Here is a 17,069-nt window from a genome sequence, read left to right on the forward strand (position 1 = left end):
ATTATGAATTATAAAGTTGTAGGAAAATTTGTATCACAGATTTTAGCTGTAGAAGCGGCATTTATGCTTCCGGCATTAATTATTAGTGCAGCATGTCAGAATTTGAATGCAGTTATAGGATTTATAGTTTCTATTGTAATTATATTAGGTATTGCTTCGTTGCTATATGTATTATGTAGAAAGGCAAATAAGCGATTTTTTGCAAAGGAAGGTTTGGTTTCAGTGGGTATAGGCTGGATTGTTCTTAGTATATTAGGCTGTTTACCATTTTTTATTTCAAGAGAAATTCCTTCATTTGTAGATGCATTATTTGAGACAGTATCAGGTTTTACAACAACAGGAGCTTCAATTTTAACAGATGTTGAAGCTATGTCAAAAGGTATGCTTTACTGGAGAAGTTTTAGTCATTGGCTTGGGGGGATGGGTGTCCTTGTATTTTTACTTGCCATTGCACCGGCTGATGGAAAAAGCAACAGATTCACAATGCATTTGTTAAGAGCAGAAAGTCCGGGACCAACAGTTGGTAAGCTGGCTCCAAGAATGAGAGATACAGCACTTATTTTGTATTTAATGTATATAGGACTTACGGGACTTAATTTTATCTTTTTAATTATTGGTAAAATGCCTGTTTTTGATGCAGTCTGTACAGCATTTGGTACTGCAGGAACAGGTGGCTTTGGTATTAAAGGAGACAGTATGGCAGGCTACAGCCCATACATACAGAATGTCTGTACCATCTTTATGCTGTTATTTGGCGTGAACTTCAGTTGTTATTATTTAGTATTATTAAGAAGATTCAAGTCAATAATAAAGGATAGTGAACTTAGAACATACGTTGTTCTTATTTTATCAAGCGTAGCTCTTATAACAATAAACATTTCGGGTATGTTTTCATCAGTAGGACAAGCACTACATCATGCGGCATTTACAGTATCAAGTATTATTACCACAACAGGTTTTGCTACAGAAGATTTTAATCTGTGGCCTAATTTTTCAAAAACAATAATACTTATGCTTATGTTTGTTGGTGCCTGCGGCGGAAGTACAGGCGGTGGTCTTAAATGTGGCCGTTTACTTATTATTTTAAAAAGTGTAAAAAGAAACATTAGAAAGACTTTAAATCCAAGAAAAGTTGAAGTTATCAGAATGGGTGGAAATGTTGTAAAAGAAGAAGTTGTTTCGGCGGTTAATAGTTACTTTGTTGCATACATAGTTATTGTTTTCTTAAGTTTCATTTTCATTTCCGTTGATGGTTACAGTATACTTACTAATTTTTCAAGTGTAGCATCATGCTTTAACAATATAGGACCGGGACTGGATATGGTTGGTCCGGCATCAAACTATTCAATGTTTAGCGATTGGTCTAAACTGGTTTTAATAGGTGACATGCTTGCAGGAAGATTGGAAATATTCCCAATCTTAATTTTATTGTCAAAAACCACATGGAGTAGAAAGAGATAACATGAAGAAGAGTAGACATATATCAACATCAAGATTTATATTTTTCGGGTTTTTAGGCGTTATAGTTTTAGGAACCTTCATTTTGACACTTCCAATTTCAAGTAGCTCAGGAGAATTTACATCTGTAGTGGATGCCTTATTTACAGCAACATCAGCTACATGCGTAACAGGACTTGTAGTTCACGATACGGCTACTTACTGGTCAGCCTTTGGTCAAGGTGTTATTATAGTTTTAATTCAAATTGGCGGCATGGGTGTTATAACAATAGCACTACTGTTAACAAGAATGTCAGGTAGAAAAATAGGTTTAAGGCAGAGAACACTTATGCAGGAGGCAATATCAGCACATAAAATGGGTGGTATAGTAAGACTAACAGGTTTTATTGTGAAGATGATGCTTATTTTTGAATTGGCAGGCGCGGTGTTAATGTATCCTGAATTTGCAAAACAGTTTGGCATTATAAAAGGTATATGGTATTCATTATTTCATTCAATATCAGCCTTTTGTAACGCAGGTTTTGATTTAATGGGTGTAAGAGAGCATTATTCTTCACTAACAACATTTTCATCTTCAGTTTTAATTAATGTTGTAATAATGCTTTTAATTATAATTGGCGGTATTGGCTTTGTTACATGGGATGACATAAAAAAGCACAAACTTCATTTTGGAAGATACAGAATGCAAAGTAAAGTTATTCTTGGAGTAACATCAATATTAATAATTGTACCGGTGCTATATTTTTATTTTTTTGAATTTGGAAAATCAACTTGGAATTTCGATTCAGAAAAAGACAGGGTTTTGGCATCTTTATTTCAGGCTGTGTCACCTAGAACAGCAGGCTTTAACACAGTAGATTTAAACCAATTATCAGGTGTGGGACAGTTAATTACTATTATTTTAATGCTTATAGGTGCAGCACCCGGTTCAACAGCTGGTGGTATGAAAGTTACTACAGTGGCAGTATTATTTTCAACAGCCGTAGCAGTTTTTAGGAAAAGGCAGGATGCACATTTATTTAAAAGAAGACTGTCCAATGAAGTGGCAAGGTCAGCTTCGGCAACACTGTTAATGTACACATTTTTGTTTATGTTTGGCGGTATTGTTATTAGTATTGCAGATAACATTCCTATAATGAAATCTTTGTTTGAAACAGCATCGGCAGTTGGAACAGTAGGTTTAAGCTTGGGAATTACACCATCTTTGTCCATGGTTTCCAAAATAGTATTAATTGTGTTAATGTTTTTAGGCAGAGTTGGTGGCTTAACAGTTATTTTTGCAACTTTATCAAATAAGAATTATAATGTATCTAGATTACCTGAAGAGAAAATTATGGTAGGATAAAGTAAAATAGTAAAGAATTATAATGCGTCATGATAAATGAAGAATCAGGAATGAAAATGAATGAGGCGTAAAAATACAAGAAATAGAAATGTATATAAATTGTATGGAGGGAAAATGAAGTCAGTTTTATTAATTGGATTAGGTAGATTTGGCAGACATATTGCTAAAACATTAGATGAATTAGGTCATCAGACAATGGCAATTGACGTAAAGGAAGACAGGGTTAATGCGGTATTACCTTACGTCACAAGTGCTCAAATAGGAGACGCGACAAATGAAGAATTTTTGGATACATTAGGTGTGGATAATTTTGATGTTTGTTTTGTGGCAATTGGAGACGATTTTCAAAATTCTTTAGAGACAACATCTTTGTTGAAAGAAAAAGGTGCCAAGATGGTTGTCTCAAGAGCTGCAAGAGATGTACACGCCAAGTTTTTGGTAAGAAATGGAGCAGACCAGGTAGTTTATCCTGAACGTGAACTTGCTAACTGGACAGCAATAAGATATACAGCTAATCATATTTCAGATTACATTGACGTGGGAGAAGGCTGTTCAATAATTGAAGTTGAGATTCCAAAAGAGTGGATTGGAAAAGAAATACAGGATTTAGATTTAAGACGAAAACACAAAATAAATGTCTTGGCAATTAAGAAGGAAAATGATATGAATTTGCAGGTTATGCCTGATACTGTCCTAAAAGAAGGGGCTAACTTATTGGTACTTGGAAAAACACACAACATACAAAAGTGTTTCCATATTTAAATTAAAAGTAATAGGAATATGATAGTAAAAATTTGCGGTATTACAGATGTTGAAGAAACAGAATATTTAAATGAAAATAATGTAGACATGGCTGGCATGGTTTTATATTTTCCAAAAAGTAAAAGAAATATAACTTTGGAGAAGGCAAAAGAAATCATGGCTTCTCTAAATGAAAATATAAAAAAAGTTGCAGTGGTTGTGTCGCCTAGCATTGAGCAGGTAAAAAGCATTGAAAATGCAGGCTTTGACTTTGTACAGATTCATAAAGACTTGCCGGATGGTTTGTTTAATGAAACATTAATTGATGTTTTAAAGGCTTTTAATGTAAACGATTTAGAAGAACTTGGAAAGTACAAAAACATAGGAAATATAAAAGGCTATGTTTTTGATGCCCCAACATACGGCAGTGGAGAAACTTTTGACTGGAGCTTATTAAATAACATTAAACGAGACGATAAGTTATTTATATTAGCCGGCGGACTTAACGGAGATAATGTAAGAGATGGCATAAAAGCAGTACAACCTGATGGCGTAGATGTTTCATCAGGAGTTGAAAACGACAACGGAGTTGGCAAAAGCAGAGAGAAAATCAGAGAATTTGTTATGGCTGCTAAAGTAATCTAATTATGTAGATAGTTGAGTAAAAATAAAGTTAAATTAATTGATAAAAAAATAGTTGAGGCAGAATTAGTATAAGAAAAAAGTAGTTATGCAAGAACCGGGGTAAGTAAAATTTAGAAAATGATTGAAGCAAAAAGTCATAAAATCAATAATATCCGTAAACAGATAAAAGGAATAGAATGAAAAAAATATTAATTGTTGAAGATGATGTATCCATAAGGAATGAGTTGCAGAAGTTACTTGTAAACAGTGGCTATGAAACAATAGTAATGGATAACTTTGAAAATCAAATAGAATTTATTTTAGAAAGCAAAGCAGATTTAATATTGCTTGATATAAATATACCAATTCTAAATGGAGAAATGGTTTTAAAAGAGCTACGAAAAAAATCAGATGTGCCGGTAATTATGGTTACCAGCAGAACAAGTGAAGTAGATGAAGTTTTGTCCATGTCCTACGGGGCTGATGATTTTATTACAAAACCTTATAACCCTACAGTTCTTCTGTTAAGAATCCAAAATATTTTTAAAAGAATGGAAGTAAAAACTGACAATGTTAAATACAATAATCTTAATGTGGAATTAAGCAGGGGCATAATAAAATCAGAGACTAAGCAGGTTGTTTTAACAAAGAATGAAATGATTATTTTTGCATTGCTGTTAAACAACAAAGGCAGAATTGTTTCAAGAGATCAGTTAATGACAGATTTGTGGAACAATGAGGAATATATTAATGACAATGCGCTTACTGTCAATATTAGCAGATTGAGAAATAAACTGGCATCTCTTGGATGCGCAGATGCAATAGAAACTCGAAAGGGACAGGGTTACATATTATTATGAAATTAATTAAATACATAAAAGATAAATGGCTGACAATAACAATTAGTGCTGTCAGCTATTTTGTTATTTTAATGGTTATGAGAGTTTTTGCTTTACCTGTTGAAATAGTTGCAATAATTACATTTTTGTATTTTTTTACAGGCGGGCTGCAATTACTAATTAATTATTTAAGAAAAAGAAAATTCTATAACAGACTTCTTCTTAATGTGGAAAGATTGGACAAAAAATATTTAGTTTTGGAAACCTTAACTAAACCGGATTTTTATGAGGGGGAACTTATTTGGGAAAGTCTTTATAAAATTAATAAATCCATGACTGAAAACGTAAGTGATTACAGGGAAAACGTGGAAGATTTTAAAGAATATGTTGAAATGTGGATTCACGAAGTGAAAATTCCTATAGCAAGTCTTGTTTTAATGTGTCACAATCACAAAAATGAGTTGGACGAAAAATACATAAAGCAAATCAAACGTCTGGATAATTATGTTGAACAGGTTTTGTATTATGTAAGAAGTAGCTGCAGTGAAAAAGATTACATAATAAAAGACGTGAATTTGGAAGAGGTTGTTGGAAAAGTTCTTATGAATAACAAGGACGATATTTTGGAAAAAAATATTGAACCACAAATAAACATTAAAAACATAACAGTAAAATCTGATAAAAAATGGCTGGAATTTATTATTAATCAGATAGTAAATAACAGTATTAAATACTGCAAAAATATTGCAATGTCTCATAATGATACAAAGGCTGTGCTGAAAATAAGTGCCACAGAAGAAAAAGAAAAAGTCATATTATCCATCTATGATAACGGAATCGGAATTCCAAATCAGGATTTGAAAAAGATTTTTGAAAAATCATTTACAGGTGAGAATGGAAGACTGGGACAAAAGTCTACAGGCATGGGGCTGTACATAGTAAAAAATCTATGTAGCAAATTAGGTCATCAGGTTTCTGCCTGGTTTATCCAAAATGAATATACAGAAATAAAAATCGTGTTTGGTAAGAATGATTATTATAGGTTTTAGATTTAAATAATGTTAAGAATATAATGCTAAAAAATAATATTTAAGAAATTAATATTAAAAATCTAACATTAAGAGCAAATATGAGAATTATTAAAATATAAACATAAAAAACTAATATTACAAAATTGTAATGTTTAGTAATATTAGAAATGCGACAAATCTCAAGGCAAAGTATACACTGTTTATGTAATGTGAAGATTATAAAGCTTTATGAATTACATAAAACATGTGGAAGGGAGATAACAATGGATAATATTTTAACTATTGATAAAATCGAAAAATATTACGGAAGTAAATCAAGTCTTACAAAAGCAATTGACGGGATTTCTTTTGAAGTGGAAAAAGGAGAATTTGTTGCAATTATGGGGGCATCAGGCTCAGGAAAAACAACTTTGCTTAATTGCATCTCAACAATTGATAAAGTAACAGCAGGTCATATTTATGTTGCAGGTCAGGACATAACAGCCTTAAAGTCAAAGGAGTTAAATAAGTTTAGAAGAGAGGAACTTGGTTTTATTTTTCAGGACTTTAATTTGCTTGATACTTTAACAGCTTATGAGAACATTGCATTAGCATTGTCCATTCAAAATGAAAAGTATAAGGAAATCAATTTAAAAGTAAAAAAAGTAGCTTACGACTTAGGAATTGAAGATATTTTAAATAAATATCCTTATGAAATGTCAGGAGGACAGAAACAGAGAGTAGCCAGTGCAAGGGCAATTATTAATGATCCAAAACTTATTTTGGCAGATGAACCAACAGGGGCTCTGGATTCTAAATCTTCAAGAATGTTATTAGAAAGATTTGAGTATTTGAATAATTTATTGCAGGCAACAATATTAATGGTTACGCATGATGCTTTTTCAGCAAGCTACAGTTCAAGAGCTATTTTCATTAAGGATGGCAAAATTTTTAACGAAATTGTAAAAGGCGATAGAAGTAGAAAAGAATTTTTTAATGAAATAATCAATGTAGTTACAATGTTAGGGGGAGATTTAAATGATGCTCTTTAAACTCTCGGCGAAAAACATAGCAAAGAGTATAAAAGGTTATGCCATCTATTTTTTTACTCTTATATTAGGTGTGGCTATATTTTACGTGTTTAATGCCATTGATTCACAAACAGTAATGCTGGATGTTTCTAAAAACACATCTGATATTATAAAATTAATGACAGGCATGCTTTCAGGTGTAAGTGTTTTTGTGTCAATTATATTAGGCTGTTTAATAATATATGCTTCTATTTTTTTAATAAAAAGAAGAAATAAGGAGTTTGGAGTTTATTTGACTTTAGGTATGGGAAAAAGAAAAATATCTCTTGTACTTTTCTTTGAAACACTGATAATTGGTATAATATCCCTTATAGTTGGGTTGGTTATTGGCACAGCATTTTCTCAATTAATGAGCAGAGTTGTGGCAAATATGTTTGAGGCAGACATGCGCAAGTTTGAATTTGTATTTTCAAGAAGTGCTTGTATAAAAACACTAATATATTTTGGCATAATGTATGTTTTTGTAATGGTATTTAATACCTGGACAATTGGTAAATGCAAACTTATAGATTTGCTAAATGGAAGAAAAAGAAATGAAAAAATAAAAAACAAAAATTCTATTGTATGTATAATGGTTTTCATTATTTCATGCGTAGTTTTAGGTAGAGCATATTATTTAGTAACCGTTGGCGTTAATGAATTAGAAAGTTCAATGGATATTTTAATTCCAATAATGCTTGGAATTGTTGGCACATTGCTGTTTTTCTGGTCAGTATCGGGACTAATACTTAAAATTGTAATGGCGAAAAAAAGCACATATTACAAAGGTTTAAATAGTTTTGTTTTACGACAGATAAGTAGCAAAATAAATACAACAGTTGTCCAGATGACTATTATATGCATTATGCTTTTTGTAACAATTTGCGTTTTATCAAGTGCATTTTCAATTAAAAATTCTTTATCAGAAAATATTCAGAAAATGTGCCCGGCGGATGTTCAAATTACTGTTGGAAAAGAAGTAAAAAATGATGTTACAAATAATAAGCAGGTGAAGGTAAAGAGCATATTGGAAAGCGCTGGCTGTAAGATAGAAGATGAGTTTAGCGAATATGTGGAATATGATACTTATAAGACACAGAAGCTTACTTTAAGAGATGTTGTTGGAAACAGCTATAATGAAATAGCAAAAACATATAAGGGAATAACTTTAAATAGTCAGGAAGATATAATGAAAATAAGTGACTATAACAAGGTGGCAAAACTTTATGGACAAAAGACTTTTAAACTAAAAGAAAATCAATATCTTGTTGTAGCAAACTTTCAGGGAATGGTTCAATTAAGAAACATTGCGTTGAAAAATGGTGAGAAAATTAAATTAGGTGGAAAGGAATATTCTCCCCTATATAGAGAGTGCAAATATGGATTTGTTAATTTATCAGGTAATGAAGAAAATTCGGGTATCATTGTATTGCCTGACAGTGCACTTAAAAATGCAGAAGTATATGACAGTACTTTAGTAGGAAAGTACAATACAGCACCAAAGGATGAAATAATAAAAAACAATGACCGGATAACCAAAATAATGGGTAAGAAAACTTACAATATGATTTCGATAAATACAAAAATGGATGTAGCAGAAGCATGTATCGGGATTGGAGCCATAGTTACATTTATTGGCATGTATTTAGGAAGTATTTTTCTGATTTCATCAGCAGCAATACTTGCATTAAAGGAATTATCTGAGTCAACAGACAATAAAGAGCGTTATTTAATGCTAAGAAAATTAGGTACAGATGACAAAATGATTAACAGGGCATTATTTAAACAGATTGGAATATATTTTATGTTTCCACTAATTATTGCCATTATTCATTCTGTTGTAGGCTTGAAATTTGCTACAACAATTTTAGCAATCTTTGGAAAAGTTGGTTTGCTTGGTTCAATTATATTAACTGCAGTTGTTTTAGTTTTAATTTACGGCGGGTATTTCTTAATAACATATTTCTGTAGCAGAAATATTATTAAGGAAAGATAAAGTAGGCAATACAAAGTTCAGTTAAAAAACAGGATAATAATGAAAAGAAGACAGAAAATAATAGTAAAAGAAATATCAGACAATAAAAATTATAAATGATAAACCAATGGTAAAAAATAAGTAGTAAATAAAATGGCTGATAAATGCATATTATATTAAAAGATTTAGTGTAATATACATTTAATCAGCTATTATTATGTCTAGTAAATCATCAAAAGGAATTTTGGTGTTTACAATTTGTATGATTCTGCTGTCGTAATTGATTTTAGCAATCATACCTGTAAGTTTGATATATTCCTCTTTGCAGTAGTAGACAACTGTTATAATAGAACCTGCTTTTAAACTTTTAAGTTTAAGATTAAGTTCTTCGGCATAGTCCTGTGTAAGTTCTTTTTTTGGAACGATGATTTTCTCTTTGGAAGCTAAGGCTTCCTCAAGACCTTTTAAAGCTGAAAAAGGCATAAACTGTTTGGCACGTTCCTCTATTGGCATTTTTTGTTTGGGTTTAGATGGCATGACTCTCTCCTTAATTTTCACCGCTTTTATGACCGCCAATTTGTCGGTTTCTCTCAATAGCAGTGGCATTTTTTTGTAAATCCATTCCCTTAAGAACGGCATTCTTTCCAAATTTTGACTTGATTTCAATCATTGCTTTTTGAATTTTCTTATTCCGTTCCAAAGCTTCAATGTCCATAAAGAAAGTATACTGAGTGTAACCTTCAGGCATAACATTATTAAATGTAATGTTAATTCTTCTTATGCCAATGTTAGGTCTTACGATTTCCCTGTATAGGTTGGTAACGGCTGGAATAATAATTAAGTCTGAATTAGTGTTGATATCAAGTCTTGTTGTACCATGAGCAGGTTTCATGTTAAGGGCATTAGAGTAACCTACATGCAAAGTTACTGAGCCTGTAACAAGTTCCTGATCAACCAAATCAAGACAAAGAGCATCAATCATTTCCTTAACTACAAGAAGACCATCATCAAAATTGTAATCACACATAAGAACCTGACCACTTGTTAAACAGTTACTTTGTGGCTTGTAATGCTTGATTTGGTACATGGTAGTTGGTTCAATGCCAAAAGCATGGTCTATTAAAAGCTCCGCGTCAACACCAAAAGCATTGTAAAGTACGTCCTCGTTAGCTTCTGCAATATCTTTCATGGTATAAATACCCATTGTGGCAAGACGCCTTACAGTCCCCGGACCTACACGCCAAAAGTCAGTTAGTGGAGTGTAATCCCAAAGAGTTTCTTTGTATAAATCTTCATCCAAAAAGCCGATGAAATCAGGTGAATGTTTTGCTGTGATATCCAAAGCAATTTTGGCTAAGTACATATTAGTGCCAACTCCACAGGTTGCCCGTAAGCCAAAAGTGTTGTAAATATCTTCCATTATTGTACGCCCAAGTGTAATTGCATCCATTTGATAAAGGGCAAGATAATTGGTAACGTCCATAAACGCCTCATCAATTGAGTAAACGTGGATATCATCTTTTGAAATATATTTAAGATAAATACTGTAAATATCTGCGGAGTAATCAATGTATCTTTTCATACGGGGAACAGCAGTAATATATTCAACATTCTTAGGAATTTCAAACAATCGGCAACGGTTTTTTATGCCGAGAGCTTTCATTGCAGGTGTAATTGCCAGACAAATGGTTTTATCTGTTCGCTCTTTATCTGCAACAACTAAATTAGTTGTCATGGGATCAAGCCCTAATTCAATGCACTCAACTGATGCATAGAATGATTTCAAATCAATACATAAATAATATTTCTCTGACAAAACAATATCTCCTAAAATTAATAATTCTCTAAAATTAATATCTTCTAAAAGTAATAATCGTCTAAAGCTAATATCTTCTAAAGTTGATAGCTTCTAAAGCTTTTGAAGTTCGTGGTACAACTTACTAATTGGAAGCCCCACAACATTATTATAATCTCCACTGATTTCCTTAACATATATTGCAAAATTACTCTGTATACCATATCCTCCGGCTTTGTCATAACAGTCACCTGTGTTGATATAGTCGTTAATTTCCTGAGATGACATTGGATACAAATGCACCTGAGTACAATCGTTGAAAGTTATATGTCTCCTTGCCTGTGTGTCAAAATCGTACACAATAGCAGTAACACCTGTATATACCTGATGGGTATTTCCCTGAATGGAATCAATCATATTATATGCTTCATTATGATTCTTAGGCTTGCCGAGAATATTGCCGTTACTGCAAACAATTGTATCGGCTCCAATAACCATAAGGGATAAACCACCAAAAGCCATAAGAGACAAATCTACAGATTTCAAAATCATGTTAAGAACATTGTCAGCTTTTTGAAATGACAGTTCTTCCACAACTGCCTCCGGTTCAGTTTTTGTTATAACTTCTTCCATGTTAGACGCAATTATTTCAAATTCATAACCTGCCTGCTTCATAAGCTCGCTGCGTCTTGGCGACTGAGAAGCAAGTATAATCTTGGTTTTTTCTAAATTGATCATAAAAAGAGTATAACATAAATCGAATGAATGTTCACCCTTAAAAATAAAAAATAAAAATTTTATGAAAACTGTTGAATATATTAGAAAACGTTATTATATTAGTAGATAGTGATTAATAGTATGGATAAAATAACGGATTTTTATAATAAATCTAAAAAAGATGATGGCAATAGAGTTAATTAATATAGGTCGTTTTCACCCATTTAAAAAGAGAGGTGAAAATTGATCTTTTTGTGCTGAAATTATATAAAAAATGGGAAGTAGAAATAAAGAGAATGAATTTTATAAAAGAAAAAATAAATAAATTAAGTTTTGATAATAAAACTGTAATAAAAGCAGTTGGTATTTTGGTGGTGTTTGCAATTGCGATTGGAACAATTGCATTAATTGGGCATAATGGAAAAACAACGTCAAGTAAGGAAATTCAAACAACAACTGTGCAGGAAACAACAACACAGGCAGAAGTAGCTAAAACAAAAAAAGTGACTAAGACTAAGAAAACTAAAACAAAAAAGAAACAACCGCTATATGGCAAAAAATATAAAAAATTAAAAATTGTTAAAGTTTACGATGATAAATCTTTCGAAGAGATAGATGATATTGATGACGATATAGCAGAAGTTTACAAGGACAAATCCATGGCAAGCGATGAGGCAGGAGTTGCTCTTGAAGGATGCGTTGTAAAGGTCGTAGAATCAGGTAAAGAGTGGACTAAAATCAAGTCAGGTAAAGTAGAAGGCTACATTGAGAGCAAGTATGTTGTAAAGGGAAAAGAAGCTAAAAGAGTGCTACTTAGAACAGAGCATGTAATTGCAAAAATAAAGTCAGAAAACGTAGCTATAAGAAAAGACGGCAACAAGAAGGCAGCATCAATAGGTGTGGCATACAAAAAGACAGAATATCCTATTGTTGAAATTAGCAAAAATGAAAAATGGGTAAAAATAAAAAGGTCTGAAGCAGTAACAGGGTGGATTCCGGCAAAACAAATGACTTTGAAGGTACAAAAAGAAAAAGTATATACTTCTGAGGAGTATGATGAGATGGTAGACACCCAGTGGACTGGTGGTATTGTTGGTTATAGTCTGGCCGAAAAAGATTTGCCTAAAAAAGGTGAAGCAAGGGACTTGATAAAGTATGCTTCAAAATTCCTTGGAAACAGATACGTTTGGGGTGGTACAAGCTTAACAAGAGGCGCTGACTGTTCAGGATTTGTACAGTCTGTTTTTAGAAAGTTCGGTCATTATCTTAACAGAACAGCAGCAGAACAGGCAAAAAACGGAAGCGCAGTCTCATTAAACAAATTAAAGCCCGGAGATTTGGTTTTTTATCACACAGACAAAAGAGATAAAAACAGAATCAGTCATGTGGCAATTTATATTGGAAATGGAAAAGTAATACATTCCGCCAATAGAAAAGTCGGTATGGTAATTAGTACGGTAGGAAGTCCATGTGCAGCAAGAAGAATTTTAACAGCGGAGAATCTAAAGTTAAAATCAAAAAAAGAAGTGGAGACAAAAAAAGCTAAAAAGAAAGAAGAAACTAAACATAAAAGTAAGGATAAGACAAAGGAAGAGCAAACCACAAAAGCTCAACCTGAAACAAAAAATCCTGAAACAGAAACAAAGAATACAAAGTCTGAAACAACAAAAGAAATTGAGACAACAATAGAAGAAGACAGTAGTGAAATTTAACTCACTACTGTCTTTTTAAACGCTCTTTTAATCTGTCTAAAAATTCCTTTGAGGCACCGCTAAACATTTGATATCTTTTCCATATAATTGAAAGATTAAGTGTGGTTTCCGGTTCCAGTGGGACAAAACAAAGATTATTATCTCCTGTTACATTAATAAGTTTATCTATTGTAAGGGCATATCCCATTCCATGTTCAACTAAGAGAGCAGCATTATATATAAGATTGAACGTAGCTCGAATATCCAGTTGTTCAGGTGAAATGCCAAAAATTTCAGAAAAATAATTGTTATCAATGATTCTTTTGGCAACTAAAATAGGTATGTCTTTTAACATTGAAATTGGAATTGTATCCATAGATGCCAAAGGATCATCTTTTTTCATGATAAGCCCATAATGGTCTGTGTATGGCAGACGCATGGCTTCATATTTTCTAATATCAGCAGGCTCAATAACCACACCAAATTCCAAAAGCCCTTTGTCAATTCTGTCCATAACATTGTCAGCATTACCACTGTAAAGATGAAAACGCACATCCGGATATTCTTCACTCATATCAGTCATTACTTCAGCTAAAATTTTCATGGCAAGGGTTTCGCCACCACCAATGTAAACGTCCCCGCTTATTAAATTATCTAAATTGCTAAATTCAGCTTCAGTTTTATCCATAAGGGAAGTAATTTCTTCAGCTCTTTTTCTAAGAAGCATTCCCTCATCTGTTAATGTTATGTTTCTTTTGCCTCTGGTAAATAAAGAAACATTTAATTCATCTTCTAACTCTTTTAACTGTCGTGAAAGAGTCGGCTGGGTTATATGTAAATATTCCGCTGCCTTGGAAATATTTTCTTCCCTGGCAACAGCTAAAAAATATCGCAAAACTCTAATGTCCATATTTCTCTCCTTTAACAACAATACGGTTAAATTATATCATGCCTGTAAAGCATAGTGCAACATTTAGCATAGGTATTATAAAAAAAAGAAAAGGATTTATAATATAAAGTATAGTGAAAACGGAGGTAATGCATGGATAATAATAACCAGTGTACAATCTGGTGCTTAAAGGAACTTGGTTGTACGGAAGATGAACAGGATTTGCACAGTATTTTGTTGGGGATTCTTTTTTGAATCCATTAACAAATCCGGAAGAGACAGCAGTATTTTTAGCAAATGTTACATTTGAACCGGGCTGCCGAAACAACTGGCATATTCATCATGCAGACAAAGGTGGTGGTCAGTTATTAATTTGTACTGCCGGTGAAGGCTGGTATCAGGAAGAAGGAAAAGAAGCTGTAAGTCTGGTTCCAGGAACAGTAATTACAATTCCACCTGAAGTTAAACATTGGCATGGAGCAAAGAAAGACAGTTGGTTCTCACATATTGCAGTGGAAGTACCAGGCGAAAACACAAGTAATGAATGGTGCGAAGCTGTAAGTAACGAAGATTATAGTAAACTAGATTAGCGAAAGTATTAGGTTGTTCAGTGGAAGATTTAATCGCGTAGTCTCATAATATTAATCTTTATTTTTTACTTGATATATGGTATTCTAATTCTAGGTTTTGACTAAAATCGGTTATAAATAAAGAAAGGAATGTAAATGCAAAATTTATTTTGTGTTTACGTCTTTTATTTGTGTAAATACTAATAAAGGACTAGGTGAGAATAATGAATAGAGTTTTACTTAAATTAAGTGGTGAAGCTTTGGCAGGAGATAAGAAGACAGGTTTTGATGAAGAAACCTGTGTGGCTGTTGCAAAGCAGGTAAAGGCTATAGTAGATAAAGGGGTTCAGGTTGCAATTGTTATCGGTGGTGGTAACTTTTGGAGAGGACGTACAAGCAATAAGATTGACAGACCAAAGGCAGACGGGATTGGTATGTTGGCAACAATTATGAATTGCATGTATGTTTCTGAAATATTTAGAACAGAAGGTATGGATACTAATGTATATACACCCTTCTTATGTGGAACTTGGACAAAACTTTTCTCAAAAGATGAAGCTGTTGCAGATTTAAATGCAGGTAAGGTTGTATTTTTTGCAGGTGGTACAGGACATCCATATTTTTCAACAGATATGACTATGGTTCTTCGTGCAATTGAAATTGAAGCAGATTGTATTTTAGGAGCTAAGGCAATTGACGGGGTTTATGACAGTGATCCTGCAGTTAATCCTAATGCAAAGAAATATGATGAATTACCTATTTCAAAGATTGTTGACGACAGACTTGGTGTAATTGATTTAGCTGCAAGTGTTCTTGCAATGGAAAACAAAATGCCAATGTTATTGTTTGGTCTCAACGAAGAAGACAGTATTAATAAAGCAGTTTCAGGCGAAAAGATTGGTACAAAAATTACAGTAGAATAAGAATATTGTAGATTAAGATATTTAAGAAAAAACTTTTAAGGAGATTATTTATTATGGAAGAATTATTAATGACTTACGAAGAAAAAATGGAGAAGTCTTTAAAAAACTTGGATGACGAATTTGGAGCAATTAGAGCAGGTAGAGCTAATCCAAGAGTGTTAGACAGAATTACAGTTGATTACTACGGAGCACCTACACCACTTCAGCAGGTAGGTAACATATCCGTACCGGAAGCAAGAGTAATTGCCATTAAGCCATTTGATCCTTCAATTTTAGGTGATATTGAACACGCACTTATGGCATCAGATATTGGTATTACACCAACTAATGATGGAACAGTTATCAGACTTGTATATCCTGAATTAACAGAAGAGAGAAGAAAAGAACTTGCAAAGGATATTAAGAAAAAAGGCGAAAATGCAAAAGTTGCAATCAGAAATATAAGAAGAGATGCAATTGATGCAATTAAGAAAAAAGGAAAAGAAGATTCAATTTCAGAAGATGAAATTAAGGGATATGAAGATGATGTTCAAAAGAGCACAGATGCATATGTAAAGAAGATTGATGATGCAATTGATGCTAAGTCAAAAGAAATCATGACAGTTTAATTTTGAATTAATGACAAAGAGGAAACGGTGGGTTTCCTCTATTTTCAGTTATTGAAAGAACTTATAAATGAGTAAGGAGACCGGGATGGCAGAGAAAATTGATTTAACAGGAATGAACATTCCAAATCATGTTGCCATTATTCTTGATGGAAATGGCAGATGGGCAAAAAAGAGATTTTTACCTAGAAAAGCAGGACATGCCGCAGGTGCAAAAACAGTAGAAAAAATACTCGAAGATGCACATGATATTGGTATTAAATATATAACAATGTATGCTTTTTCAACAGAGAATTGGAACAGACCACAGGATGAAGTGGATGCACTTATGAAACTTCTTAGAAAGTATTTATCGGACTGTATAGAAAGAGCAAATAAGAATAATATGCGTTGTATGGTTATCGGCGATAAAACAAGATTAGATGATGATATTGTTGCCAAAATCAATGAATTAGAAGAGTGTTCAAAAGATAATGATGGCATAACATTTATTATTGCACTTAATTATGGTAGCAGAGACGAAATAAGAAGAGCTACAACAAAGATGGCAATGGACTGTAAGGAAGGAAAGTTAAATCCTGAGGATATAACAGAAGATACAATTAGCAGTTATTTAGACACAAGAGGAATTCCTGATCCTGATTTGTTGATTAGAACAAGTGGAGAAATCAGATTATCTAATTATTTATTGTGGCAGTTAGCATATACAGAATTTTATTTTACAGATGTATTATGGCCTGATTTCAACAAAGAAGAACTAAAGAAAGCAATAGTAAAATACAATCAGCGTGACAGACGTTTTGGAGGAGTTAAGTAAA

General features: G+C 32.7%; 17 protein-coding genes. 13 read left to right on the plus strand and 4 right to left on the minus strand.

The window, feature by feature from the left end:
- Positions 1-3 precede the first annotated feature (3 nt).
- The 8 genes from ACQY63_RS01005 (at position 4) to ACQY63_RS01040 (ending at position 9,083) form a co-directional block, all read left to right on the plus strand.
- Positions 4-1,461, plus strand: coding sequence for a TrkH family potassium uptake protein (locus ACQY63_RS01005; protein WP_428244591.1), 1,458 nt, complete (start codon positions 4-6; stop codon positions 1,459-1,461).
- A gap of 1 nt (position 1,462) precedes the next feature.
- Positions 1,463-2,803 (plus strand): TrkH family potassium uptake protein, encoded by a 1,341-nt coding sequence (locus ACQY63_RS01010; RefSeq protein ID WP_412621860.1) that lies wholly within the window; start codon positions 1,463-1,465, stop codon positions 2,801-2,803.
- Positions 2,804-2,917: 114 nt separating this feature from the next.
- Positions 2,918-3,565, plus strand: coding sequence for a potassium channel family protein (locus ACQY63_RS01015; protein WP_428244592.1), 648 nt, complete (start codon positions 2,918-2,920; stop codon positions 3,563-3,565).
- An 18-nt stretch (positions 3,566-3,583) separates the two neighbouring features.
- A complete protein-coding gene (locus ACQY63_RS01020; protein ID WP_301956149.1) occupies positions 3,584-4,189 on the plus strand; it encodes a phosphoribosylanthranilate isomerase in 606 nt (201 codons plus the stop codon).
- A gap of 176 nt (positions 4,190-4,365) precedes the next feature.
- Positions 4,366-5,028, plus strand: a complete 663-nt coding sequence (locus ACQY63_RS01025; RefSeq protein ID WP_117999141.1) for a response regulator transcription factor — start codon at positions 4,366-4,368, stop codon at positions 5,026-5,028.
- The gene (locus tag ACQY63_RS01030; RefSeq protein ID WP_428244593.1) at positions 5,025-6,056 is read left to right on the plus strand and encodes a sensor histidine kinase; all 1,032 of its coding nucleotides are present in this window, start codon (positions 5,025-5,027) and stop codon (positions 6,054-6,056) included. Before ACQY63_RS01025 ends, ACQY63_RS01030 begins: the two co-directional genes overlap by 4 nt.
- A gap of 245 nt (positions 6,057-6,301) precedes the next feature.
- On the plus strand, positions 6,302-7,069 hold the full coding sequence (locus ACQY63_RS01035) for an ABC transporter ATP-binding protein (protein WP_428244594.1): 768 nt from the start codon (positions 6,302-6,304) through the stop codon (positions 7,067-7,069).
- On the plus strand, positions 7,056-9,083 hold the full coding sequence (locus ACQY63_RS01040) for an FtsX-like permease family protein (protein WP_428244595.1): 2,028 nt from the start codon (positions 7,056-7,058) through the stop codon (positions 9,081-9,083). The genes ACQY63_RS01035 and ACQY63_RS01040 overlap by 14 nt, the downstream gene beginning before the upstream one ends.
- A 180-nt stretch (positions 9,084-9,263) precedes the next feature.
- On the opposite strand, the gene ACQY63_RS01045 is transcribed toward ACQY63_RS01040, so the two are convergent.
- From ACQY63_RS01045 to ACQY63_RS01055, 3 genes are all read right to left on the minus strand, one after another.
- Positions 9,264-9,599 (minus strand): YolD-like family protein, encoded by a 336-nt coding sequence (locus tag ACQY63_RS01045; RefSeq protein ID WP_117999137.1) that lies wholly within the window; start codon positions 9,597-9,599, stop codon positions 9,264-9,266.
- A 10-nt stretch (positions 9,600-9,609) separates the two neighbouring features.
- Positions 9,610-10,878 carry a DNA repair protein gene (locus ACQY63_RS01050; RefSeq protein ID WP_428244596.1) on the minus strand — a complete coding sequence of 423 codons (1,269 nt, stop codon included), beginning with the start codon at positions 10,876-10,878 and terminating at the stop codon, positions 9,610-9,612.
- A 93-nt stretch (positions 10,879-10,971) separates the two neighbouring features.
- A complete protein-coding gene (locus ACQY63_RS01055; RefSeq protein ID WP_428244597.1) occupies positions 10,972-11,595 on the minus strand; it encodes a Maf family protein in 624 nt (207 codons plus the stop codon).
- A gap of 275 nt (positions 11,596-11,870) precedes the next feature.
- On the opposite strand from ACQY63_RS01055, the gene ACQY63_RS01060 reads away from it, so the two are divergent.
- Entirely contained in the window at positions 11,871-13,286 is a 1,416-nt protein-coding gene (locus ACQY63_RS01060) for an NlpC/P60 family protein (RefSeq protein ID WP_428244598.1), read from the plus strand.
- Positions 13,287-13,290: 4 nt separating this feature from the next.
- Here ACQY63_RS01060 and ACQY63_RS01065 read toward each other — a convergent pair whose 3' ends face one another.
- Positions 13,291-14,175: a LysR family transcriptional regulator gene (locus tag ACQY63_RS01065; protein ID WP_428244599.1), complete on the minus strand. Its 885-nt coding sequence runs from the start codon at positions 14,173-14,175 to the stop codon at positions 13,291-13,293.
- Between the two features lie 230 nt (positions 14,176-14,405).
- On the opposite strand from ACQY63_RS01065, the gene ACQY63_RS01070 reads away from it, so the two are divergent.
- The 4 genes from ACQY63_RS01070 (at position 14,406) to ACQY63_RS01085 (ending at position 17,068) form a co-directional block, all read left to right on the plus strand.
- The gene (locus ACQY63_RS01070) at positions 14,406-14,744 is read left to right on the plus strand and encodes a cupin domain-containing protein (protein ID WP_428244600.1); all 339 of its coding nucleotides are present in this window, start codon (positions 14,406-14,408) and stop codon (positions 14,742-14,744) included.
- 203 nt (positions 14,745-14,947) lie between these two features.
- On the plus strand, positions 14,948-15,646 hold the full coding sequence (gene pyrH / locus ACQY63_RS01075; protein ID WP_412335481.1) for a UMP kinase: 699 nt from the start codon (positions 14,948-14,950) through the stop codon (positions 15,644-15,646).
- A 53-nt stretch (positions 15,647-15,699) separates the two neighbouring features.
- Positions 15,700-16,254: a ribosome recycling factor gene (frr, locus tag ACQY63_RS01080; RefSeq protein WP_022164961.1), complete on the plus strand. Its 555-nt coding sequence runs from the start codon at positions 15,700-15,702 to the stop codon at positions 16,252-16,254.
- Positions 16,255-16,339: 85 nt separating this feature from the next.
- Positions 16,340-17,068, plus strand: a complete 729-nt coding sequence (locus tag ACQY63_RS01085) for an isoprenyl transferase (protein WP_428244601.1) — start codon at positions 16,340-16,342, stop codon at positions 17,066-17,068.
- The last annotated feature ends 1 nt before the right edge of the window (position 17,069 follow it).

The sequence above is a fragment of the Eubacterium sp. Marseille-QA0814 genome (assembly GCF_965119675.1).
Classification (GTDB): Bacteria; Bacillota; Clostridia; order Lachnospirales; family Lachnospiraceae; genus Eubacterium_G.